Genomic DNA, 21,740 nt, shown 5'->3' on the forward strand with positions numbered 1-21,740 from the left:
TCGCCGGGACGTCACCGCGGCGTCGCGGGCAGGGCAGGAGGGCGTCAGCGCGCGACCGGAAAAGGCGGCCTGGTCGGCGGCGGCGGCGTTAGGCTGCCAGGATGACGCCAAGGCGACGGACGTGGATCGGGGCCACGACGGCCGCAGTGCTCACGCTGGGGGTACTGACGGGCTGTTCGACCGATGACAGGACGAACGCGGAGTGCACCAGCACTCCCCACGGCACCCCGGTGACCGCGGCGACGCCCACCTCCGACGGCGCACCGACCACCCCGAATCTCAGCACCAACCCCGAGATCGCGTCGGGGTACCGCGCCGACATGACGGCCGTGCGCACCAGCACCTACGCGGTGTCGACAGCCAACCCGATCGCCACCGAGGCCGCGTGCCGGGTGCTGCGCGCGGGCGGAACGGCGACCGACGCGCTGGTCACCGCGCAGGCGGTGCTCGGCCTGGTCGAACCGCAGGCCTCCGGCATCGGCGGCGGCGCCTTCCTGGTGCACTACGACGCCAAGTCGCGCATGGTCGAGGCCTACGACGGCCGGGAAACCGCACCCGCCGCGGCGACCGAGAACTCCCTGCGCTGGATCAGCGATACCGACCGCACCGAACCGGTGCCCGACGCCCGCGCCAGCGGCCGTTCGATCGGCGTGCCCGGAGTGGTCCGGATGCTCGAACTCGCCCACCGCGAGCACGGGATGACCTCCTGGCGGGAGCTCTTCGATCCCGCGATCAGCCTGGCCGACAGCGGTTTCGAGATCAGCCCGCGCCTGGCGGGCCAGATCGCCGAGTCGGCCGAGGACCTCGCCGCCGACGAGGGCGCGCGCGGCTATTTCCTCGAAGCCGACGGCTCACCGAAGAAATCCGGCACCGTGCTCACCAATCCGGCACTGTCCAAGACGCTGTCCACCATCGCCACCGACGGCGCGCAGGCGCTCTACACCGGCCCTCTCGCCCAGGACATCGTCGAAGCGGCGGGCAGCACGGCGGGCGGGCGTACCCCGAGCCTGCTGACCACCACCGATCTGGCCGAATACGAAGCGGTGAAGCGCACCGCGCTGTGCACGGGCTATCGCAAGTTCGAGCTGTGCGGCATGCCCGCGCCGTCCTCGGGCGGCAGCACCGTCGCCGCGACTCTCGGAATCCTGGCCAATTTCGATCTCGGCGCGCTCGGCCCGCACGACGTCGACCGCAACGGCGGCCGCCCCCAGGCCCAGGCCGTACACCTGATCTCCGAGGCCGAGCGACTCGCCTACGCCGACCGGAACAAGTACGTGGCGGACCCGGATTTCGTTCCGCTGCCAGGCAATTCGGCACTGTCGCTGGTGCACCCGCAGTACTTGAAGGAACGCTCGACCCTGATCGATCCGCTGCGCAGCATGGGTACCGCCGAACCCGGCAACCTCGGTCCGGTCCCGCTGGGCGTCGGTCCGCAACCGCCCGAGCACGGCACCAGCCACGTCTCGGTGGTCGACAAGTACGGCAATGCCGCCGCGATGACCACGACGGTCGAGTCGGCGTTCGGTTCGTTCCATTTCGTCAACGGGTTCTTGCTGAACAATCAGCTCACCGACTTCGCCGCCGATCCGGTGGACGCCGAGGGCATCCCGGTCGCCAACCGGCTGGAGCCGGGCAAGCGCCCGCGCAGCTCGATGGCGCCGACCCTGGTGTTCGACCGTGACGACAGCGGCAACCGCGGTGACCTCGCCCTGGTGACGGGTTCGCCCGGCGGTTCGGTGATCATCCAGTTCGTCGTGAAAACCCTGATCGGCGCACTGGATTGGGGGCTGGATCCGCAACAGGCGGTGTCCGGGGTGTCCTTCGGCGCGGCGAATACGCCGGTCACCGGGGTCGGCGGGGAGCATCCCGCGATCGATGCCACCGACAACGGCGACAACGATCCCCTCGTTCAGCAGCTGCGCGCCATGGGCCACGAGGTCTCGGTGGCGCCGCAGGCCAGCGGGCTCAGCGCGCTGCGGCGCGACGACAAGGACGGCTGGATCGGCGGGGCGGATCCCCGCCGGGAGGGTGTGGTGCTCGGCGACACCCGCTGAGCGGTTCCCGGTGTCAGTCCGCGCGGCGGGCAGCCCAGACGGTGCGTTCGGTCCGCAGGGCGAGGTCGTCGCGGCGTAGGACGCTGTGCGGGCTGCCGGTGTCGAGGAGGCGGTCGAGGGCGGCGAGGTCCTCGGCTGGGATCGTCTCGGCGACACGGTGGCGGACGCGTTGCAGCACGGTGAGTGCGTAGCGGCCGATCGCCGGATTTCGCTCACCCGCCATGTCGACGGCGAAGGTGTGTGTTCCCTCGACGGAGAACCCGGCCGCGGTCAGCATCGGACCCCAGTCCGCGCCCCGGTGGGGGACATGCTCGGCGTGGAAGCCGGTGGTCGCGGCGTGACACCGCTCCTCGAGCCCGGGGCGGTCGGCCGGAGCGGTCTCCGGCAGGAATCGCGGTAGCCCGGCCAGCTCGACGACGGCGAACAGGCCGCCGGGCCCGAGTGCGTCGTAGACCTTGCGCAGGGTGCGAGCGGGGTCTGCCATGTGGTGCATCGAGGCCGAGGCCCAGACCAGGTCCGGTGTGCCGAGGTCGGGCCAGTCGGCGGCGTCGAGGTCGGCCGTGACGGTGTGTACCCGGTCGAGAACGCCGGTGGCGCAGGCCTTGTCGTGGAGGCGGCGGAGGTGATCGACGGAGGAGTCGACCGCGAGGACGCGCGCATCGGGGAATCGCGCGAGCAGCGTGAACGTGCCCGCGCCGGTGCCGCTGCCCAGGTCGACGATCTCGCGCGGCGACGCCTGGACGGGCAGCCACGCGGCGATGGCGGTGGCGTACTCGGCGAGAATCTCGGCATCCAGGTCGAGGATCTCGGCCTGCGCGGTGACGGCCGCGGCCGTGTGGTGGGTGGTCGAGTGTGAATGGGCCATGCTCACCACACTAGGTCGACATGCGCTTGAGGCAAGCTGCCTCCCAGTATTGGCAAGGAGGGCGCCGTCCGGGGTGCCCCACACGCAAACGCGCGGCGGTCGGCGGAGGTGGCACCCGCGAGCGCAGACCTCGCCTCACGCATTCTCGTCGTCGCGCTGATGACCTCGGCGAGCGTCCCGGTCGAAGATGCCGATGATCTCGCACGGGCCGCCTTCGGCCCCGATGGCGTGCGGCAGCATCGTGGGGAACTCGGCGGCCTGATTGGTCTCGACCCGGAAGCGCCGGTGACCGAGCATCAGGATCGCGGTGCCGGACAGCACGACCAGCCACTCCCGGCCGGGGTGCGCGCGCATTCGGGCGGGGTTGTCCGGCGGCGGTTCGGTCATCCGCTGGCGCACCACGCTCAGCCCCGGTTCCCCTTTGATCGCCCAGCGCATCAACCCATACGCGGCGTCGATCGTCGGACTGCTCACGACATCGTCGGCGGCGGTCTCCACCAGCTGATCCAACGTGGTGTCCAGAGCCCGGGCCAGGGTGACCAACTGATCGAGCGCGAGCCGGCGCTGACCGTTCTCGATCCGCGACAGGGTGGACTGGCTCAGATGCGCGCGCGAAGCGAGTTCCTCCAGCGAGTACCCCTGCGCCACCCGCAACGCCCGGATGCGCTTGCGCACGAGGCCGTCCAGCTCGCCATCTTCTTGCGTCATAGGCGAAAGCCTATGTCCGTACCGCAAGGCGGAGCGATCAGTCCTGGTCGGTGTAGTGGGCGCCCAGTGCCCGCAGGCGCTCCATGGCTTCGGCGGCGTGGACCTTGTCGTTGGAACGGATCGCCAGCATGGGGACGTAGTCGTCGTCGGCGAGTTCCAGGCGGGCCCAGGACTTGCGGTCGGGGAAGGCGGCGCCGCGGACGTAGTCCCACGGGTACAGCTGCTCGCCGAGGATGTTGCGAACCGCGACGCCCGCCGCACCGACGCGGACCCGTGGACGGGTCAGCATCAGCACCGCGCCTGCGCCCAACACGCCGATCAGGATCACCGCGACCTGGTCGGCGAACCGGAAATTCACCCCGGTGGAGCCGGCGCGCAGCAGCAACAACCCACCCGCGGTGAACGCGACAAGGATGACGATCGCGATCACCACCGCGGTACGGATCGCGCGCCGTGGTCGCACCTCGAGATCCCATGCCGACTCGGGTTCGGGCGAGGGCGCGTCGCGACGCCAGATCCGCACGACGGGCACGGTCACGCCGATCGCAGTGCGCGCAGGGTGAGCGCGGCGTCGAGGGCGGCGGCGCACGCCTGCTCGCCCTTGTCCTCGGCGGAGCCGGGCAGGCCGGCCCGGTCGCGCGCCTGGTCCTCGGTGTTGGTGGTGAGCACACCGTTGGTGACCGGGGTGGCCGCGTCCAGCGACACCCGGGTCAGGCCGGCGGTCACCGCGTCACAGACGTACTCGAAATGCGGTGTACCGCCACGGATCACGACGCCGAGCGCGACGACCGCGTCGTGTGTGCGGGCCAACTCCTGAGCCACCACCGGTAGTTCCATCGCCCCGGCACAGCGCACCACGGTCACCTGCTCGACGCCGGCTTCCTTGGCCACCCGCTCGGCATTCGCCACCAGGGTGTCGCAGATCTCGGTGTGCCAGCGGGAGGCCACGATGCCGAGTTTGACGTCCTTGGCCTGTGCCAAAGCGAAGGTGGGGACACCGGTGCCGCTCATCGTTGCCGCCTTTCTGGAATGTGCGTGCTGATCACTGCGCGGTCTCGCCCAGGTCCAGATCGTCGAGGCCGACCAGGTCGTGGCCCATCCGATCTCGCTTGGTGCGCAGGTAGTGCAGGTTCTCGGCGTTGGCGCGCAACGGCATCGGCACCCGCTCGGTGATCCCGAGTCCGTACCCGTCGAGGCCGACGCGTTTGGCCGGATTGTTGGTGAGCAGGCGCATCGAACGGATGCCGAGGTCGACCAGGATCTGGGCACCGGTGCCGTAGTCACGGGCATCGGCGGGCAGGCCGAGATCGAGGTTGGCGTCGACGGTGTCGCGGCCGGTGTCCTGCAGCTGGTAGGCCTGCAATTTGTGCATCAGGCCGATGCCACGACCCTCGTGCCCGCGCATGTAGAGCACCACACCGCGCCCCTCGGCGTCGACCATCTCGAGTGCCGCGTCCAGCTGCGGACCGCAGTCGCAGCGCAGCGAGCCGAAGACGTCACCGGTGAGGCATTCGGAATGTACCCGCACCAGCACATCTTCACCGTCGCCGATGTCGCCGCGCACCAGCGCCACGTGTTCGGCCTCGTCGAAGATGCTCTGGTAGCCCACGGCCTTGAAATCGCCGTGCGCGGTGGGAATCCTGGCCTCGGCCACCCGCACCACGTGCTTCTCGTGCTTGCGCCGCCAGGCGATCATGTCGGCGATCGAGATCATCGCCAGGTCGTGCTCGTCGGCGAAAACGCGTAGCTCATCGGTGCGGGCCATGTGCCCGTCGTCCTTCTGGCTGACGATCTCGCAGATCACGCCCGCGGGACGCAACCCGGCCATCCGGGCCAGGTCGACCGCGGCCTCGGTATGGCCCGGTCGGCGCAGCACGCCGCCGTCCTTGGCACGCAGCGGCACCACGTGGCCGGGGCGGGTGAAGTCGTCGGCCTTGGTCTCGCCGCTGGCCAGCAGACGCATGGTGACGGCCCGGTCGGCGCCGGAGATACCGGTCGTGATGCCCTCGCGGGCATCGACCGAGACGGTGTAGGCGGTGCCGTGCTTGTCCTGATTGTTCGCGTAGGCGGGCGGCAGGCCGAGCCGGTCGCAGTCGGCGGCGGTGAGCGGCACGCAGATGTAGCCGGAGGTGTAGCGGATCATGAACGCGACCAGCTCCGGGGTGGCCTTCTCGGCCGCGAAGATGAGATCGCCCTCGTTCTCCCGGTCCTCGTCGTCGATGACGACAACAGCCTTACCCGCCGCGATATCGGCGACCGCGCGCTCGATGCTGTCCAACCTGGTCACGTCTGCTTGCTCCGTATTCTTGGCGGCCGGGGCCGCGGGTTTCTCGGCCCTGGGGCCTCGATTCTTCCCTCCCGGCGGGCACTCCTTCGTCGCACCCTCTGGTCAGTCCAGAATCGAGGCGGCCGAGAACTGCCCTGAGGACGGCAATGAACTCCTACATTACGGCGTGCGGTCCCGCAGTTCGGTGACGCCCACCGTCTGCTGAGTCACCCTCGCTGAGCGAGTCGTTCCACGTACTTGGCGATCACGTCGACCTCGAGATTGACCGTGGTGCCGACCGGGGCTGTACCGAGGACCGTCAGCGCGAGGGTGGTCGGGATCAGGGAGACCTCGAACCAGTCGCGGTTGCCGTCGGCGGCCGCGTCGTCGGCGATGCCGAGTCCGGAGACGGTGAGCGAGACGCCGTCGACGGTGATCGAGCCCTTCTCCACCACATAGCGCGCGATGGCGTCGGGCAGCGAGATGCGCACGATCTCCCAGTTCTCCGAGGGGGTGCGCGAGAGCACGGTGCCGGTGCCGTCGACGTGGCCCTGCACGAGATGCCCGCCGAGGCGGCTGTCGAGGGCGGCCGCGCGCTCGAGGTTGACCCGGGAGCCCTCGACCAGGGCGCCGATGCTCGACCGGTTCAGCGTCTCGGCCATCACGTCGACCGTGAAGCTGTCGCCGTCGACCACGTCGACCACGGTCAGACACACGCCGTTGACGGCGATCGAATCGCCGTGCCCGGCATCGGAAGTCACCAGCTTGCCGCGAATGGTCAGCCGGGCGGCGTCGGCCAGCTGTTCGGTGGCCACGATCTCGCCCAGCTCCTCGACGATCCCTGTGAACATGCCTGACTCCCTTGTCGCGTCGTCGGTACCCGTTCGGGCCCAACAGCCGATGGGTGGCCGCTATTCCCGGCGGCCACCGTTCGCCGCACAGCCTAGTGGCGGGGCCGGTGAGCACGGTACCGGCCGGGATCGAACCCGACCGCACGCATGATCAGGTCACCGGAAACGAACGCACGGGCATCGATGCGGCGGCGAATGTGTCTCGACATGACGATGCACCGCCGTCAATCATTCCGGCGGTTGTCCTTCAAACGAATTTTCGGTTACTCGGCCCCGTTAATTGAGCGGGCGCGCTACCGTCGTATTACCCGGGATGACGAACTCGAAACACGGTGATTCGAATGCTTGCGCCGCTCCCGCCATTGACGCAATATTGTTATGTCACCGATTCCCGCTGTTCAACGGCGTAATATCTCGGGGCGAAGCAGCCGCCGGGAGTTCGACCCAGGGATAGTCCACACACTCCAGGAAGTCAGCCAACACTGTGGGTCACATCAGTTTCGATACATGTGAGGGTGCCGCGTGAGCACACTGGTCGATTCCATACTGGAAATTCGTTGCGTCCGGTATCGGCGAGAACTACACCTACCCGCGGTGATCGACCCCGACTCCCGTCGCATCCTGCTGCAGATCGGCGCGCACTACGGCGCGGTCACCATGCCCGGCGATCTGGGCGAGCGGGTACAGGCCCGACTGCGCGGCGCCGCCATCGCGGGGCCGGTCGTCGACCATCCCCGGGCCCGGCGCTGGACCTTCCTCACCGGACCCTGCCGACCCGACACCCTCACGCCCACCGCGTCGGCCGAACTGTTCCGGCTCTACACCACGGTCGCGTGCCACGGCAGCCAGATCGTGCTGCCCTCGCCCGAGGACGAGCGCACCGGCTATCGCACCTGGGTGCAGGCGCCGGATGCCGCAGACAATCGGCCGCCGCTGGACGCGGTGATCGAGGCGGTGCGGACACTGGGCGCCCGCAAACTCCGCTCCCTCTGAATCGCTTCGCTACGAAGCCCAGACAGTCGCGGCCTGACGGCGCAACGACTTCACCGCGGCACCGGGGTCGGCGGTGTTGTAGACCGCCGATCCGGCGACGAAACAATCGATACCGGCCGCCGCGGCCTGCTCGATGGTGTCGGCATTGATGCCGCCGTCGATTTCCACGACGAGCTGCAATTCACCCGAGTCGACCAGCCCGCGCACGATGCGCGCCTTCTCCAGCACGCTCGCGATGAACGATTGCCCGCCGAAACCGGGTTCCACGCTCATGACCAGCAGGGTGTCGAATTCCCGCAGAATCTCCAGGTATGGCTCGATCGGGGTGTTCGGCTTCACCGACAGACCCGCTTTGCCGCCCGCGGCGCGGATGTCGCGGGCGACCGCGATCGGATCCTCGGTGGCCTCGGCGTGGAAAGTGACGTTGTAGGCGCCCGCCTCCGCGTAGCCCGGCGCCCAGCGACCCGGATTGTCGATCATCAGGTGGCAGTCGAGCGGGATGTCGGTCGCTTTCAGCAAGCTCTCCACCACGGGCAGGCCGAGTGTGAGATTGGGCACGAAGTGACCGTCCATGACGTCCACATGCAGCCAATCGGAGCCCTCGACGGCGGCGGCCTCGTCGGCCAGATGCGCGAAGTCCGCAGACAGGATGGACGGAGCGATCATGGGCTGATCGGTGCGGGAGAAGGTGGGGGTGGACACAGCGCGCCAGTGTACCGACCAAATGGTGATTGCCCTCCACGGTTGTGGGTAGCCTGCATAGGGTGACCAATATTTCGGCGGAGCAAGGGCTGTTCAGCGCCCCGGTGGAGATTCGCGTAGCAGCATCGTTGACCCAGCTGCCGATCCTGCGCGGGTTGGCCGAAACCCTGGTTCTACTCAGCGATTTCACCCTCGACGAGGTGGCCGACGTGCGCCTCGCCGTGGACGAGGTGTGCTCGACCCTCATCGCGATCGCCGCGCCCGGCTCGCTGCTCACCTGCGAATTCGTCGTCGGTGACACCGAATTGCTGGTCCGCGTCGACGGCGTCGCGGGTCGTGCGGGCATGCCCGATCAACGCAGTTTCGGCTGGCACGTGCTGCGCACGCTCAGTGACGAGGTCACCGCTGAGCAGCAGGGCTTCGACCCGGCGGTGTCCGGGTATCCGACGACGGTCCGATTCCGTCGGGTCCGGGGGAAGGCGTAGTGCACGGCGAGGACACCACCGAAGACCACAGACCCGACCAGCAGACACCCACCGAAGCCAACGGCACCGAGAAACCCGCCGCCGAGGCCGAGCCCCTGGTCGAGGCGGAACAGACCCCGGCCGAGGAGACCGAGCCCCCCGCGCCGGTGTCGGGCTACGACGACGTCAGCGCGCTGTTCGAACGGCTCGCGGCGACCGAACCGGGCAGTGTCGCGCACGCCGTGGCACGCGACGCGTTGATCAATCGCTGCATTCCGCTGGCCGATCACATCGCCCGGAAGTTCAGCGGTCGCGGTGAGCCCTTCGACGATCTGTCACAGGTGGCCCGGGTCGGTCTGGTGCACGCGGTCGATCGCTTCGATCTGAGCCGCGGCTCGAACTTCCTGTCGTTCGCGGTGCCGACGATCATGGGCGAGGTCCGACGCTATTTCCGCGACAACACCTGGGCGATGCGAGTTCCGCGCCGGGTCAAGGAGACCCATCTGCGCATCGGCGCCGCGGTCGATCAGCTCTCGCAGCGCCTCGGCCGCTCCCCCACGGCCAAGGAGATCGCGGCCGAACTCGACGTGGACCCCGACGAGGTCACCCAGGCGGTGATCGCGGGCAACGCGTATCAGCCCACCTCGATCGATGCCGCCTCGGTCGGTCGCGACAGCGATGCCTCCCTGCTCGACACCCTCGGCGAGGAGGAAGCGCAGTTCGACCGGGTCGAGGAGTACATCGCGGTGCGGCCGCTGCTGGCGGGGCTGCCCGAACGGGAACGCCGCATCCTGACGATGCGGTTCTTCGAGTCGATGACCCAGACGCAGATCGCCTCGCAGCTGGGCATCTCGCAGATGCACGTGTCCCGGATCCTCGCGAAAACCCTTGCCCGCCTGCGGGAACTGTCCGAACGGGACTGAGCTCACCCGGACAAGCGGATCACTGCGCGGCGGACCGTTCGCGACGTAGTCGCGCGGGCGCTCGTAGCCACCAGGCGCTGTCGACCAGCTCGGCGAGCTGACCGGGGTCAACCACCGTGAGGTCGACGAGCACGAACGGGTGACCGTCGTAGTGCGGGGTCGTGTAGAACGCCGGATCATCGGAGGCCAGGAGCGCCTCCTTCTCCGCCAGGTCGCACAGCAGGGCGAGACCGCCCTCGGCTTCGACGCGCAGGCGCGCGAAGCCCTTACCACCCACTTTCAGGCCGGGACTGCGCCACCAGGTGCCTTCCTCCACACCCGGCAGCGCGGTCGCCACCGCCACCACTTGCTCCCATGTCATCGGCATGTGCTGATTCTGCTCTGCTGATGCCGGGTCAGGCTTGGACGAATGTCGCGTCGTACTCGGCCCGGCCCGCTGTGCACCTCCACCAGCAACGGCGGGGTCCAGCGGCCGCGGCTGCCGTCGAGCGGCGGCGCTATGGCCTGGCCGCCGACCTCGTCGCTCGACGACGCGCCGTACCGATCAGCGTGTCGGTAGGCGTGGGCCGTCGGCGGCGGGCTCGGTCAGCTCTTGCGCAGGGCTGCCAGGAACATCGCGTCGGTGCCGTGGCGGTGGGGCCACAGCTGGGCGGAGGGACCTTCGCCCAGGCCGGTGACGCCGGGGAGGTATTCGCGGGTGTCGAGTTGTTCGGCGCCGGTGCGGCGGACGAAGTCGGCGACCACCGCGACGGTCTCGGACAGGTGTGGCGAGCAGGTCGAGTACACGACGACCCCGCCGGGGCGCACGAGGTCCCAGGCGGCGGTGAGGAGTTCGCGCTGCAGGGTGACCAGTTCCGGGATGTCCGCCGGGGTGCGGCGCCAGCGGGCCTCGGGACGGCGACGCAGGGCACCGAGGCCGGTGCACGGTGCGTCGACCAGGACACGGTCGTAGCCGGGGGTCAGGCCGCTGTCGCGGCCGTCGGCGACGTGCACGGTGACGGGCAGGCCACGCGTGGATTTGCGGACCAGCTCGGCGCGGTGTTCGGCCGGTTCGACGGCGTCGACGGTGAACAGGTCGATGGCGGCCAATGCGCCCAGCAGGGCCGCCTTGCCGCCGGGGCCCGCGCAGAGGTCGAGCCAGCGGCCCTGGTCGGGGCCGTCGAGGGGTGCGCGAGTGAGGGCGAGGACGACCAGCTGGCTGCCTTCGTCCTGCACGGCCGCGATGCCCTCGCGGACGGGCTCCAGCTGTCCGGGGTCACCACCGTCGAGGTGCACCGCGTACGGCGACAAGCGGCCTTCCTCACCGCCGGTGACCAGGGCCAGCTCCTCGGCGGTGATCTCGCCGGGCCGGGCCACGAGGTGCACCACCGGCCGCTCGTCGTCGGCGGCGAGCAGGTCACCGAGTTCTCCTGCCTGCGCGCCGAGCGCGTCGGCGAAGGACTGGGCGATCCAGGTGGGGTGGGCGTATTCGAAGGCGAGTTTCCCGACCGGGTCGGCGGGCGCCAATTCGGCGACCCACTCCTCGGCGGTCTTCTCCCCTGCCCGCCGCAGCACGGCGTTCACGAAACCGGCTCTGCCCTGGCCGAATTCGGCGCGCGCCAGGTCGACAGAGGTGTCGACGGCGGCGTGGGCGCCGGTGCGCGTGCGCAACAGCTGGTAGACGCCGAGCCGCAGGATGTCGAGGATCGGCCCGTCGATCTCGGCCACCGGCCTGCCCGCGCACGCCGCGATCACCGCGTCGAGCTGGCCCTGCGAACGACTGGCGCCATAGGTGAGTTCGGTCGCGAACGCGGCATCCCGGCCACCGATCTTGCGCTCCCGCATCAACTTCGGCAGCGCGAGGTTGGCATAGGCGTCGCGCTCACGCACCGCGCGCAACACGTCCAGGGCGACCTCGCGTGCCGGATCGGTCGACTCACCCCGCCGCTTCCGCGGACTCGGCACACTCGGATCAGGCCGCTCGGCCCGCCGCCGATCCCGCTTGGCATCGGGCGCATCTGCCCCGGACCGGACCGGACCCGAACCACGCGAATCGCCCGCGCGCGGAACACCTTTCGCACCACCTACCCGCGAACCATCCTTCGCCCCGCCGACGCGGGCGTTGCCTACGCGACCCGGAGCACGCCCGGTGCCGGCAGTCCCGCTGTCGCGCTCCGCCGCACCCGAACGTCGGTGTGAATCACCCGCACGATCCGTCCCCGCACGATTCGAAGCAGGCCGTGCGCCACGGTCAGTGCCCTCGCCCTCACGGCGGGTACTCCAGCGGTCGTCGTCGGTACGGGGCATGCCCGTGGTCTTGCCCTTGGCGGCGCGGGCGGCCCAGCCGCCATCGACGTTCTTGGCGGTGACCTTGCCTTCCTGGCGTGGCGGGGTGCCGCTGCGCTGGTCGGCTTCGCGGCGGCGCCGACGATCGGAGGCACTCATGGCTGCACCTCGGTGACGCCCGGCTCCGGCGCGAACGCCGTGGCAGCTGTGCTCATTCGCCGCTCGCTGCGCTCGCTCATCCGATCACCGTGCCGGGGGCGAGGCGGGCGCCGCGGGCCCAGTCGAGGGCGTTCATCATCTTCTTGCCGGGTGGCTGGACCTGACCGAGGCGGACCGCGGTGGTCGATGTACCGACGAAGACGCCGGATTTGCGCACCTCGATCTCGCGTTCGGGCAAGGTTTCCTCCACCATCTCCACCGGGCCGAGTTTGAGGCGCAGCCCGTTCACCTCGGTCCACGCGCCGGGCGCCGGGGTGACGGCGCGGATGTGGCGGTGGATGGACAGGGCGGGTTCGTCGAATCCGATCCGGCCCGCCTCCACGGTCACCTTGGGCGCATAGGACACACCATCGTTGGACTGTGGAATCGCTCGCAGCTCCCCGTCTTCCACACCGTCAAGGGTCTTCTCCAGCAGGACCGCACCCGCCTCGGCGAGCCGGGCGAGCAGTTCGCCCGCGGTGTCGGTGAGGCCGATCTTCTCGGTCATCACCCCGTACACCGGGCCGGTGTCCAGGCCCGCTTCGATCAGGAAGGTCGACGCGCCGGTCATGTCGTCACCGGCGTCGATGGCGGCCTGCACGGGCGCCGCGCCACGCCAGGCCGGCAGCAGCGAGAAGTGCAGGTTGATCCAGCCATGCGTGGGGATGTCCAGCACCTGCTGGGGCAGCAGCGCGCCATAGGCCACCACCGGACAGCAGTCGGGCGCCAATTCGGTGAGCGCGGCGACGAATTCGGGCTCGGCGGGCTTGTGCGGGGTGAGCACCGGGATGCCGTGCTCGTCGGCCAGCTGACCCACCGGCGACCGGCTGATCTTGCGGCCACGGCCCGCGACGGCGTCGGGCCGGGTGACCACCGCGACGACCTCGTGGCGCTCGCTCTCGATCAGCCTGCGCAGTGACGGCACCGCCGGGTCCGGCGTGCCCGCGAAGACCACGCGCATCAGTGGCCACCGCCCACACCGCTGGATTCGCGCACGGTGACACCGGCACGGAACCAGTCGGATTCGCGGATGGTGCGCATCGCGTCCTTGCGGTCCTCGGGTTCGAGCCGGCTGACGAACAGCACGCCGTCGAGGTGATCGGTCTCGTGCTGCACACAGCGGGCGAGCAGGTCCTCGGCCTCGAATGCGAGCGGCGCACCGGCGCTGTCGACACCGGTGACCCGCACGCGCAGCGCCCGGCGCACGTCGTAGCGCACGCCGGGGATCGACAGACAGCCCTCGGGCCCGACCTGTTCGTCCGTGCCGATGGCGGACCACTGTGGGTTCACCACGTGTCCGGCGGCATCGCCGGTGTCGTAGACGAACACCCGCAGCCCCACCCCGATCTGCGGCGCCGCCATCCCGACGCCACCGTCGTCGTGCATCGTCTCGGTGAGATCGGCGACCAGCTGGGCGAGCTCGGCGCCGAACTCGGTCACCGTGTCGGCACGGGAACGCAGAATCGGATCGCCGAACAGGCGAACGGGCTGAATGGTCACGGCGGCTCCCGGCTGGCGGATTGTTGGCGGTCGCCCCATTCTAGTTTCCGTTCGCGGCGCCTCCGACCGCCCGTCCGACGCGGCGGTCAGGAGTTTCCGGCGATGATCACATCCGGAATCCCGGTGCCGAGCGGAACCGGCTCGCACACCGGCTCCGGCGCCCTCGCCGGGTCGAGCACGCGCAGGAGCAGTTGCTGGACGAAGGGGTCGTACACCAGGTGGAAGTGGCCGGTCAGGTCGTCGGCGCAGAGGTCTTGGAGGACGAGGTTCTCGGCGCCGGGACCGCGTAGGGCGATGTTGTCGAAGGGCTGGATCATCTCGTCGACCCGGCTGCCCACGGTGACGTAGCGGACGCCGGGCACGGTGTCGCCACCCTCGTTGAGTTCGAGCATCAGCGGGGCGCCCTGCGCCTGCTGCACCGCCGCGACCGAGGTGACCTGCGCGTAGACGTCCAGCAGTCCGGGGACGGCCTGCCCCACCGGCACCAGTCCGTACATCACGCCGCCGTAGCTGGGCGAAGCCAGTCCGACCCAGGTGTCGACCTTCGGTGCGCCGCCGAGTTTGTTGACATAGAACCGGCTCACGTTCGCCCCCTGGGAGAACCCGACCAGGTCGACCTTCGCCGCCCCGGTCGCGTCGAGCACGTCATCGACGAACTCGGCGAGCTGGGCGAAGCCGATCCGCATGTCCTCGGTGCCGTAGGTGTCCGCATCCGGCTTGCCGCCGTAGTTCAGCGCGAAGACGCAGAAGCCCGCCTCGACCAGTTGTGGACCGATCCCGGCCCAGTCGGAGTACGCGCTCGAGTCCGTGCCGTGCACGAGGACCACCGGGCGGGGATGATCAACGGTGGGTCGGCACTCGAAGTCGTTGACGCCCGACGGAACCGCGTCCGGATGGGTGGCGATGTAGCGGGCCGCGGCGAGATGATCGGACTGCGGTGGTCCCGGTTGACTCGGGATGACCGGGGGCCGATAGCCCGCCGGTTCCGCGGCGGCGATCGGCGCGAGCGACACACCGACCACCGCCGTGCAGGCGAGCGCCGCGGCCGACACCCTCCTGCGTATTGGTGATACTCCCCAACCCCACACACCTCGCGGCTGTTCCATATCCCAAAGATCTACTCCATGGGACCGACAACCGCACCTCGACCAAGGGGCTCACGCCGCCCTCACTTCTCGGGGGTTGCGTCGCCCTCGGGAGCGAGATCGTCCTCGGCGAGGATGCGATACAGCGCGCGGCGGGTCTCGGTGAGCACCTCGGCGGCCCTGGCCGCCTGCTCCGGAGTACCGACCGCGGCGACCTGTCCGACCGCGCCCATCACCTGCCCGACCAGCCCGCGCAGATCCAGCGCCTGGGCGCCGACATCCTGCCTGACCTCGGCCCAGGGATCGCCGATTTCGTCGCGATGGGTCTCCACATAGGCCTTGCCCTCGTCGGTGAGTTGCGCGGTCTTGCGACCGGCCACCTTCTCGATGAGCACCAGGCCCTCGTCCTCGAGCTGGGCCAATGCCGGGTAGATCGACCCCGGGCTGGGGCGCCAGACATCGTCACTGCGCTCGCGGATCCGCTGGATCAACTCGTAGCCGTGCATGGGCCGCTCGGCGAGCAGCAGCAGGACTGCCGCCCGCACGTCACCGCGCCTGCCCCGACCACCGCGGCCTCGCCCCCGGCCGAAACCGGGACCGAAGCCCGGTCCGAAGCCAGGCCCGAAGCCCGGTCCGAACTCGGGGCCGTGCCCGTGTCGCCCGCCCCGGCGGAACTGCCGTCGTTCGGTACCGAATTCGCCGAAGCCGGGCCCTCGCCCGCGGCCGAAGTGTCCGAATTCTCTTTCTTCTCGGTTGTGCATGACAGCCTCCTCGGGCTCTCGCGGTTATTCTTTACGCTATCGACGATATATCGGCAATGCATCGAGCGCAAGGGTGGTCTGCGCCTCACTTCCCACCGAGCGCAGCCGAGGTGTCACGCGACAAGGGAATTTCGGGCCTTGGAAGTCCCGCGCGGCCGGTGGACCGGCCTGCCATTGCCGTGGTCGGCGAGATCGATCCGCTGACCAGCAGACCCGCTCCGGCGGCGACGGGGCCGTCGGCGGATTCCGGCACAAGCCGTCGGCGAGGGGCTCGCTCGGGACCGCGACACGCGGAGAACTCCCCGACGGCTGTTGCGGACACGTGCTCGTGCGGGCCGGAGCCGATCAGCCGATGTCGACCGGGTCGATCTGGACGCGCAGTGGCGCGTCGGAGCGGTGAGAGCTGCGGACTGCCTGGGCTGCGGCGAGGGCGCGAGCGAGGGGGGCGCCGCCGGAGCGTGGGACGCGCAGGAGCATCCGTTCGACCTCGGCGGGGCTGTCGGCGCCGGAGAACGGCGTGCGCGCGGTGGGCGGAAGGGGGACCGGGCCGAGGACTTCGGTGCCGTCGGGAAGTGTCGCGGCGTCGAGCAACTCGGCGATGGAGGCCGTGGTGCCGTCGATGGCGGCCAGGCGTACGGCAGGCGGGAAGCCGACTTCGGCGCGGGCTGCCAGTTCGGCGGCGGCGTGGTGGACAGGATCCCAGCGGACCAGCGCCTGGACGGTGGGCAGGGCGGGTTCGGCCATCACGATCACCTGACCGCGCGGGCGGACCAGCGCGGCGGCGCCCATCCAACGGCGCAGGGTGTCCTCGGTGGCGCGCAGATCGGCGCGACCGAGCAGGGCCCAGCCGTCGAGTAGCAGCGCCACACCGTAGCCGCCGCGTACGAGTGGTTCCGCGCCGACAGTGGCGACGACGACCTGGGCGCCCGGCTCGACCGTGTCGAGCACCTCCCCGCCGCCCGACCCCCGGATCGGCACGCCGGGAAAGGCCCGGCCGAGCTCTTCGGCGGTGCGGGCCGCACCGATCACCATCGCTCGCAGTGCCCGCGCGCCGCAGGCTTGACAGCGGAACGCGGCCTCGGTGATGCCGCACCACTTGCACTGGGGGCTCGCCGCTTCACCGTCGGCCGACTGAGGCAGTGCCAGTGGCCCGTTGCAGTGGCGGCAACGGGCGGGCGTGCGGCATTTCGCGCACGCGAGCGACGGGACATACCCCCGCCTCGGCACCTGGACCAGGACGGCCGCGTTCTCCTTGATCGCGGCGCGCGCGGCCGCGAAGGCCACGCCGGGCATGCGCACCGCGCGGGCCAGCGCGTCACGTTCCAGCGCGAAGTCGGTGTCGCCGGGCGCGCTGATCCGGGGTGACACCTCGCGCAGGACCTGCCGTTCGGCCAGAAGGTCACGTGCCCAACCGGATTCGACGACGGCCTGAATTTCGGCCGTGCGGGCGAACCCGGCCGCGACGAAGGCGGCGCCGGTCTCGTGCGCGCGCAGCATCGCCACTTCACGGGCATGTGGATACGGGGAGCGCGGTTCGGCGTAGGTGTCGTCGCCATCGTCCCAGAGAGCAATGAGCCCGAGGTCCTTCGCCGGCGCGAACACCGCGGCCCGTGTCCCGACCACAATCCGCGCCTGCCCGCGCAGCACCGCCAGCCACCGCCGGTATCGCGCCGCGGGCCCCAGTCCCGCCGACAGCCCGACAGCCGAATCCCCCACCAGCCGAATACATTCGGCGAGCAATCGATCGAGATCCCGCTGATCCGGCACCATCAGTACCGCACTGCGCCCACCGGCCGCCACCGTCGCCGCGAGTTCGGCCAGCCGAGCCGCCCAGTCCTCCCCCGGCAGCGCCTGCCACGCCGCCCGCGGTCCGCGACCGTCGGCCAGGGCAGCGACAAAGGCACCGCCGTGTACATACCGACCCCACGCCGCGGTGTCCACGACCGGTGCCACATCGGCGCCCGACGCGGCATCACCCGGCGCACCTGCCAGCGCCCCGGCGCTACCCGAATCGCGCTGCGACGAGAGCCCGCCGGGGCGCGATTCCGTGCCGGGTTCTTCGGCGGCAGCGTGGGATTCGACCTGGCGCGGTGGCGTCACGTGATGCTCGGCCGCCTTCTTCTTGCTCGACGACTTCTTCGCCCCGCCGTTTTCCGTGCTCGCGTGCCGCGGCGGAATCGCCAGGCGCAACACGTCGGCGCGGGTGCCCGCGTACCGCGCGGCGACCGACGTCGCCAGCCGCAGGATCTCCGGCGTGAGGACCCGCTCGGCGGACACGACCCGCTCGAGCGGCATCATCTTGCCGGTGTGGTCGGTGCGCGGGAGCCTGGCCAGCAGGTATCCGTCCACCAGGCGGCCGGCGAAACGGACGCGCACCCGCACACCGGGCTGCGCGATCTCGTCGAGTTCGGGCGGGACCAGGTAGTCGAAATCACGGTCCAGGTGCGCGGGCGACAGCAGCGGGAGCACCCGAGCGATCGGGTGTCCCGCTGGTGTCGATGGATCGTCCGCTGCCACGCGGGCGGTGGGTACTACAGGCCGACGGCCGCGCGCAGCTTGTCGGCGCGGTCCGTGTGCTCCCAGGGCAGGTCGATATCGGTGCGACCGAAGTGACCGTAGGCCGCGGTCGGCGCGTAGATCGGGCGCAGCAGGTCGAGATCGCGGATGATCGCGCCCGGACGCAGGTCGAAGACCTCCGCGATGGCGGTGGAGATCTTGGTCGGGTCGATCGTCTCGGTGCCGAAGGTCTCGACGAACAGACCGACCGGGGCCGACTTGCCGATCGCGTACGCGACCTGCACCTCGACGCGCTCGGCCAGCCCGGCGGCCACCACGTTCTTGGCGACCCAGCGCATCGCGTACGCGGCCGAGCGGTCCACCTTCGACGGATCCTTGCCCGAGAACGCGCCGCCACCGTGGCGGGCCATGCCACCGTAGGTGTCGACGATGATCTTGCGGCCGGTCAGACCGGCATCGCCCATCGGCCCGCCGAGCACGAACTTGCCGGTCGGGTTGACCAGCAGCCGGATGTCGGAGGTGTCGAGCGAGGGCAGGTCCAGGTCGCCGAGCACCGCGTCGACGACCTTTTCGCGGATGTCGGGGGCGAGCAGGTTGTCCAGGTCGATATCGGCCGCGTGCTGGGTGGAGATGACCACCGTGTCCAGGCGAACCGGGCGGTCACCGTCGTATTCGATGGTGACCTGGGTCTTGCCGTCGGGACGCAGGTACGGCAGCACGCCAGACTTGCGGACCTCGGTGAGCTTGCGCGAGAGCCGGTGCGCGAGCGCGATCGGCAGCGGCATCAGTTCGGGGGTGTCGGTGGTGGCATAGCCGAACATCAGGCCCTGGTCACCGGCGCCCTGGCGCTCGATCTCGTCGTCGGAGCCGCCGACGCGCGCCTCGTGCGAGGTGTCGACGCCCTGGGCGATATCGGGCGACTGGGCGCCGATGGCGATGTTCACGCCACAGGAGTTGCCGTCGAACCCCTTGGCGGAGGAGTCGTATCCGATCTCGAGGACCTTCTCGCGGACGATCCGCGGGATGTCGGCGTAGGCGGAGGTGGTGACCTCGCCCGCGACATGGACCTGACCCGTGGTCACCAGTGTTTCCACCGCGACCCGGCTGCTCGGATCCTCTGTGAGCAACGCGTCGAGGATGGAATCGCTGATCGCGTCACAGATCTTGTCCGGATGGCCTTCCGTCACGGACTCACTGGTGAATAGCCGACTGCCGGTCGTACGCACAGTTGTTCCCTCTCCCTCAACGGGTTACTCGTATCGGCTTGCGACGGTAGCTTCGTCCTCCGACGGCTTCCGCACAACCCTTCTTCTCAGACTATTCGAAACCACCGACATGGTGGCGGGTAAGGACCAAGCCGCACACCGAACACCCACTTGAGCGGTACACTGCGCGACCGTCATTGCGGTGCAACACATCTCGCTCGAGATCGGTGACGCGCCCCGGTCAGCGCAGCAGTGGAACGAGCGCGTCGAGCACCCGGCTGGCCAGCAGGGCCTTGGAGCCGTGATCGAGAGCTTGTTCGGTGCCGTCGGCGCCGAGCAGCCACCCGTCGTTGGTGTCGACCTCGAACGCCTTGCCCTCGCCGACCGCGTTGACCACGAGCAGATCGCACCCCTTGCGGGCAAGTTTGGCCCGCGCGTGGGTGAGCACGTCGCCGTTGTCGTCGCCGGTCTCGGCGGCGAAACCGACGATCGCGGTGTCCGTGAGCCGCCCCTCGGTCCTGGCGTGCACCAGTCCGGCGAGGATGTCCTCGTTCTTGGTCAGCGGGATCACGTCGGGCTCGTCCGCGCCCTTCTTGATCTTGGCCGCCGCGACGTGGGTGGGCCGGAAATCGGCCACCGCGGCCGCCATGATGACCGCGTCGGCGCCGAGCGCGTGCTTGTCGACCGCGGTCTTGAGCTGGTCGGCGGTGGTGATGTGGACCAGGTCGACCGCGGCGGGCGGAGCGAGCTCGATGGTGTTGCCCGCGATCAGCGTCACCTGGGCGCCGCGCTGGGCGGCCACCCTGGCCAGGGCATAGCCCTGCTTGCCGGAGCTGCGGTTGCCGAGGAAACGCACCGGATCGAGCGGTTCTCTCGTTCCACCCGCGGTGATCACCACGCGGCGACCGGTGAGGTCGCGGGGCAGCGCGTCGGCGCGTTCGAGCAGCAGCGAGGCCAGGCCGAAGATCTCCTCCGGCTCGGGCAGCCTGCCCGGACCGGTGTCGGTGCCGGTGAGCCGACCCGAGGCGGGTTCCATGACCGTGGCGCCGTGCGCGCGCAGCGTCGCGACATTGGCCACCGTCGCCGGATGTTCCCACATCTCGGTGTGCATCGCGGGCGCGAACAGCACCGGACATCGGGCCGTCAGCAAGGTGGCGGTGAGCAGATCGTCGGCGCGCCCCTGCGCGGCGCGGGCCATGAGGTCCGCGGTGGCGGGGGCGATGACGACGAGATCGGCCTCCTGGCCGATCCGGACATGCGGCACCTCGGGCACGTCGGCGAACACCGTGGTGTGCACCGGCTGACCGGACAGTGCTTCGAAGGTCGCCCTACCGACGAACTCCAACGCGGACTCGGTGGGAATGACCCGCACCTGATGTCCGGTCTCGGTGAACCGACGAACGAGGGCACACGCCTTGTAGGCGGCGATGCCCCCGCCGACCCCGACGACGATCCGCATGGTCTTTACGCCTCCGGAGTAGAGATGGTCACTCGCCCTCGGTGTGTTCGAGCAGGTCGGAGTGGATTTCACGCATGGCGACCGACAGCGGCTTCTCCTGCAGGCCGGGCTCGACCAGCGGGCCGACGTACTCGAGGATGCCGTCGCCGAGCTGGTTGTAGTAATCGTTGATCTGACGCGCCCGCTTGGCCGCGTAGATGACCAGGGCGTACTTGGACGAGGTGCGCTCGAGCAGCTCGTCGATCGGCGGGTTGGTGAGGCCGATGGGGGTGTCGTACGCGGGCACTACGGTGATGTCCGTACTCACTAGGGGAGGCTCCTGCGGTTCAGTGGGTCAAGAACTCGAATTTGTGCTAACGAACAACGATACCAACTGCTCACAAGCAGTGGTCACCTCGCTGTTCACGATGACCGTGTCGAACTCGTCACGGGCCGCCAATTCGACCCTGGCGGTCTCGAGCCTGCGCTCGATCACCTCGGGGGTCTCGGTACCGCGCGAACGCAGCCGCGAGACCAGCTCCTCCCAGCTCGGCGGTGCGAGGAACACCAGCAGAGCCTCCGGCATGGCCGCGCGGACCGACCGCGCACCGGCCAGATCGACTTCGATCAGTACTGAATATCCGGCCGCCAGTGCTTCCCGCACCGGGGCCGCGGGGGTGCCCGATCGCTGCAACCCCCCATGGATGTCTGCCCATTCGAGCAGTTCGTCCGCCTCGATCATGGCGTCGAACTCGGCTCGGGAAACGAAACGGTAGTCACGGCCGTCGACTTCCCCAGGCCGGGGGGCCCGGGTCGTCGCCGACACACTGAAGACCAGTTCGGGCAGGCGTTCCCGCACGCACCGCACGACCGTGGACTTACCCACGGCCGAGGGGCCGACCAGTACGACCAGTCGACCCTTCCGCGTGTGTTCGACCACCTGAA

Annotated in this window: 23 protein-coding genes; 4 read left to right on the top strand and 19 right to left on the bottom strand. The window is 69.7% G+C overall.

The genetic code is table 11. The annotated features are described in order from the left end of the window. Positions 1 to 88: 88 nt before the first annotated feature. The gene (locus tag BOX37_RS35410) at positions 89 to 337 is read right to left on the bottom strand and encodes a hypothetical protein (RefSeq protein ID WP_240504942.1); all 249 of its coding nucleotides are present in this window, start codon (positions 335 to 337) and stop codon (positions 89 to 91) included. Here BOX37_RS35410 and BOX37_RS19340 point away from each other — a divergent pair. Further along, positions 321 to 2,054 carry a gamma-glutamyltransferase family protein gene (locus BOX37_RS19340; RefSeq protein WP_240504943.1) on the top strand — a complete coding sequence of 578 codons (1,734 nt, stop codon included), beginning with the start codon at positions 321 to 323 and terminating at the stop codon, positions 2,052 to 2,054. The genes BOX37_RS35410 and BOX37_RS19340 overlap by 17 nt on opposite strands. A gap of 13 nt (positions 2,055 to 2,067) precedes the next feature. Here the strand turns inward: BOX37_RS19340 and BOX37_RS19345 are convergent, their stop codons facing one another. From BOX37_RS19345 to BOX37_RS19370, 6 genes are all read right to left on the bottom strand, one after another. Next, on the bottom strand, positions 2,068 to 2,919 hold the full coding sequence (locus tag BOX37_RS19345; RefSeq protein ID WP_071928892.1) for a class I SAM-dependent methyltransferase: 852 nt from the start codon (positions 2,917 to 2,919) through the stop codon (positions 2,068 to 2,070). Positions 2,920 to 3,054: 135 nt separating this feature from the next. Beyond that, positions 3,055 to 3,627 carry a helix-turn-helix domain-containing protein gene (locus BOX37_RS19350; RefSeq protein ID WP_071928893.1) on the bottom strand — a complete coding sequence of 191 codons (573 nt, stop codon included), beginning with the start codon at positions 3,625 to 3,627 and terminating at the stop codon, positions 3,055 to 3,057. A 37-nt stretch (positions 3,628 to 3,664) separates the two neighbouring features. After that, the gene (locus BOX37_RS19355) at positions 3,665 to 4,159 is read right to left on the bottom strand and encodes a PH domain-containing protein (protein WP_167660047.1); all 495 of its coding nucleotides are present in this window, start codon (positions 4,157 to 4,159) and stop codon (positions 3,665 to 3,667) included. Positions 4,160 to 4,161: 2 nt separating this feature from the next. After that, complete coding sequence (gene ribH, locus BOX37_RS19360) at positions 4,162 to 4,638, bottom strand: 6,7-dimethyl-8-ribityllumazine synthase (RefSeq protein WP_071928894.1); 477 nt, start codon at positions 4,636 to 4,638, stop codon at positions 4,162 to 4,164. Between the two features lie 31 nt (positions 4,639 to 4,669). After that, complete coding sequence (locus BOX37_RS19365) at positions 4,670 to 5,914, bottom strand: bifunctional 3,4-dihydroxy-2-butanone-4-phosphate synthase/GTP cyclohydrolase II (protein ID WP_071928895.1); 1,245 nt, start codon at positions 5,912 to 5,914, stop codon at positions 4,670 to 4,672. 206 nt (positions 5,915 to 6,120) lie between these two features. Next, entirely contained in the window at positions 6,121 to 6,744 is a 624-nt protein-coding gene (locus BOX37_RS19370) for a riboflavin synthase (protein ID WP_071928896.1), read from the bottom strand. A 594-nt stretch (positions 6,745 to 7,338) separates the two neighbouring features. Between BOX37_RS19370 and BOX37_RS19375 the strand changes: the two genes are divergently transcribed. Continuing rightward, positions 7,339 to 7,737 carry a hypothetical protein gene (locus BOX37_RS19375; protein ID WP_338039702.1) on the top strand — a complete coding sequence of 133 codons (399 nt, stop codon included), beginning with the start codon at positions 7,339 to 7,341 and terminating at the stop codon, positions 7,735 to 7,737. A gap of 9 nt (positions 7,738 to 7,746) precedes the next feature. Here BOX37_RS19375 and rpe read toward each other — a convergent pair whose 3' ends face one another. Further along, on the bottom strand, positions 7,747 to 8,403 hold the full coding sequence (gene rpe / locus BOX37_RS19380) for a ribulose-phosphate 3-epimerase (protein ID WP_071931665.1): 657 nt from the start codon (positions 8,401 to 8,403) through the stop codon (positions 7,747 to 7,749). A gap of 98 nt (positions 8,404 to 8,501) precedes the next feature. Between rpe and BOX37_RS19385 the strand changes: the two genes are divergently transcribed. Then, positions 8,502 to 8,924: an ATP-binding protein gene (locus BOX37_RS19385; protein ID WP_071928898.1), complete on the top strand. Its 423-nt coding sequence runs from the start codon at positions 8,502 to 8,504 to the stop codon at positions 8,922 to 8,924. Positions 8,925 to 9,019: 95 nt separating this feature from the next. After that, on the top strand, positions 9,020 to 9,826 hold the full coding sequence (locus BOX37_RS19390; RefSeq protein WP_420811631.1) for an RNA polymerase sigma factor SigF: 807 nt from the start codon (positions 9,020 to 9,022) through the stop codon (positions 9,824 to 9,826). Between the two features lie 19 nt (positions 9,827 to 9,845). Here BOX37_RS19390 and BOX37_RS19395 read toward each other — a convergent pair whose 3' ends face one another. The 11 genes from BOX37_RS19395 to gmk all read right to left on the bottom strand — a co-directional run bounded on the left by BOX37_RS19395 (position 9,846) and on the right by gmk (position 21,735). Further along, on the bottom strand, positions 9,846 to 10,193 hold the full coding sequence (locus BOX37_RS19395; protein ID WP_071928899.1) for an MmcQ/YjbR family DNA-binding protein: 348 nt from the start codon (positions 10,191 to 10,193) through the stop codon (positions 9,846 to 9,848). Positions 10,194 to 10,411: 218 nt separating this feature from the next. Next, on the bottom strand, positions 10,412 to 11,770 hold the full coding sequence (locus BOX37_RS19400; RefSeq protein WP_071931667.1) for an RsmB/NOP family class I SAM-dependent RNA methyltransferase: 1,359 nt from the start codon (positions 11,768 to 11,770) through the stop codon (positions 10,412 to 10,414). Positions 11,771 to 12,326: 556 nt separating this feature from the next. Then, complete coding sequence (fmt, locus tag BOX37_RS19405; RefSeq protein WP_071928900.1) at positions 12,327 to 13,250, bottom strand: methionyl-tRNA formyltransferase; 924 nt, start codon at positions 13,248 to 13,250, stop codon at positions 12,327 to 12,329. Continuing rightward, the gene (gene def, locus BOX37_RS19410) at positions 13,250 to 13,789 is read right to left on the bottom strand and encodes a peptide deformylase (protein WP_071928901.1); all 540 of its coding nucleotides are present in this window, start codon (positions 13,787 to 13,789) and stop codon (positions 13,250 to 13,252) included. The genes fmt and def overlap by 1 nt, the downstream gene beginning before the upstream one ends. Positions 13,790 to 13,875: 86 nt before the next feature. Further along, a complete protein-coding gene (locus tag BOX37_RS19415; protein ID WP_420811632.1) occupies positions 13,876 to 14,853 on the bottom strand; it encodes an esterase/lipase family protein in 978 nt (325 codons plus the stop codon). A 104-nt stretch (positions 14,854 to 14,957) separates the two neighbouring features. Further along, positions 14,958 to 15,635 carry a PadR family transcriptional regulator gene (locus BOX37_RS19420; protein ID WP_071928902.1) on the bottom strand — a complete coding sequence of 226 codons (678 nt, stop codon included), beginning with the start codon at positions 15,633 to 15,635 and terminating at the stop codon, positions 14,958 to 14,960. 345 nt (positions 15,636 to 15,980) lie between these two features. Continuing rightward, a complete protein-coding gene (locus BOX37_RS19425) occupies positions 15,981 to 18,152 on the bottom strand; it encodes a primosomal protein N' (protein ID WP_240504944.1) in 2,172 nt (723 codons plus the stop codon). Positions 18,153 to 18,166: 14 nt separating this feature from the next. Then, positions 18,167 to 19,378: a methionine adenosyltransferase gene (metK, locus tag BOX37_RS19430; protein ID WP_071928903.1), complete on the bottom strand. Its 1,212-nt coding sequence runs from the start codon at positions 19,376 to 19,378 to the stop codon at positions 18,167 to 18,169. 220 nt (positions 19,379 to 19,598) lie between these two features. Beyond that, complete coding sequence (gene coaBC, locus BOX37_RS19435; RefSeq protein ID WP_071928904.1) at positions 19,599 to 20,816, bottom strand: bifunctional phosphopantothenoylcysteine decarboxylase/phosphopantothenate--cysteine ligase CoaBC; 1,218 nt, start codon at positions 20,814 to 20,816, stop codon at positions 19,599 to 19,601. Positions 20,817 to 20,844: 28 nt separating this feature from the next. Next, entirely contained in the window at positions 20,845 to 21,123 is a 279-nt protein-coding gene (rpoZ, locus tag BOX37_RS19440; RefSeq protein ID WP_071928905.1) for a DNA-directed RNA polymerase subunit omega, read from the bottom strand. Positions 21,124 to 21,150: 27 nt separating this feature from the next. Further along, complete coding sequence (gmk, locus tag BOX37_RS19445; RefSeq protein WP_071928906.1) at positions 21,151 to 21,735, bottom strand: guanylate kinase; 585 nt, start codon at positions 21,733 to 21,735, stop codon at positions 21,151 to 21,153. Positions 21,736 to 21,740: the final 5 nt, after the last annotated feature.

The sequence above is a fragment of the Nocardia mangyaensis genome (genome assembly GCF_001886715.1).
Classification (GTDB): Bacteria; Actinomycetota; Actinomycetes; order Mycobacteriales; family Mycobacteriaceae; genus Nocardia; species Nocardia mangyaensis.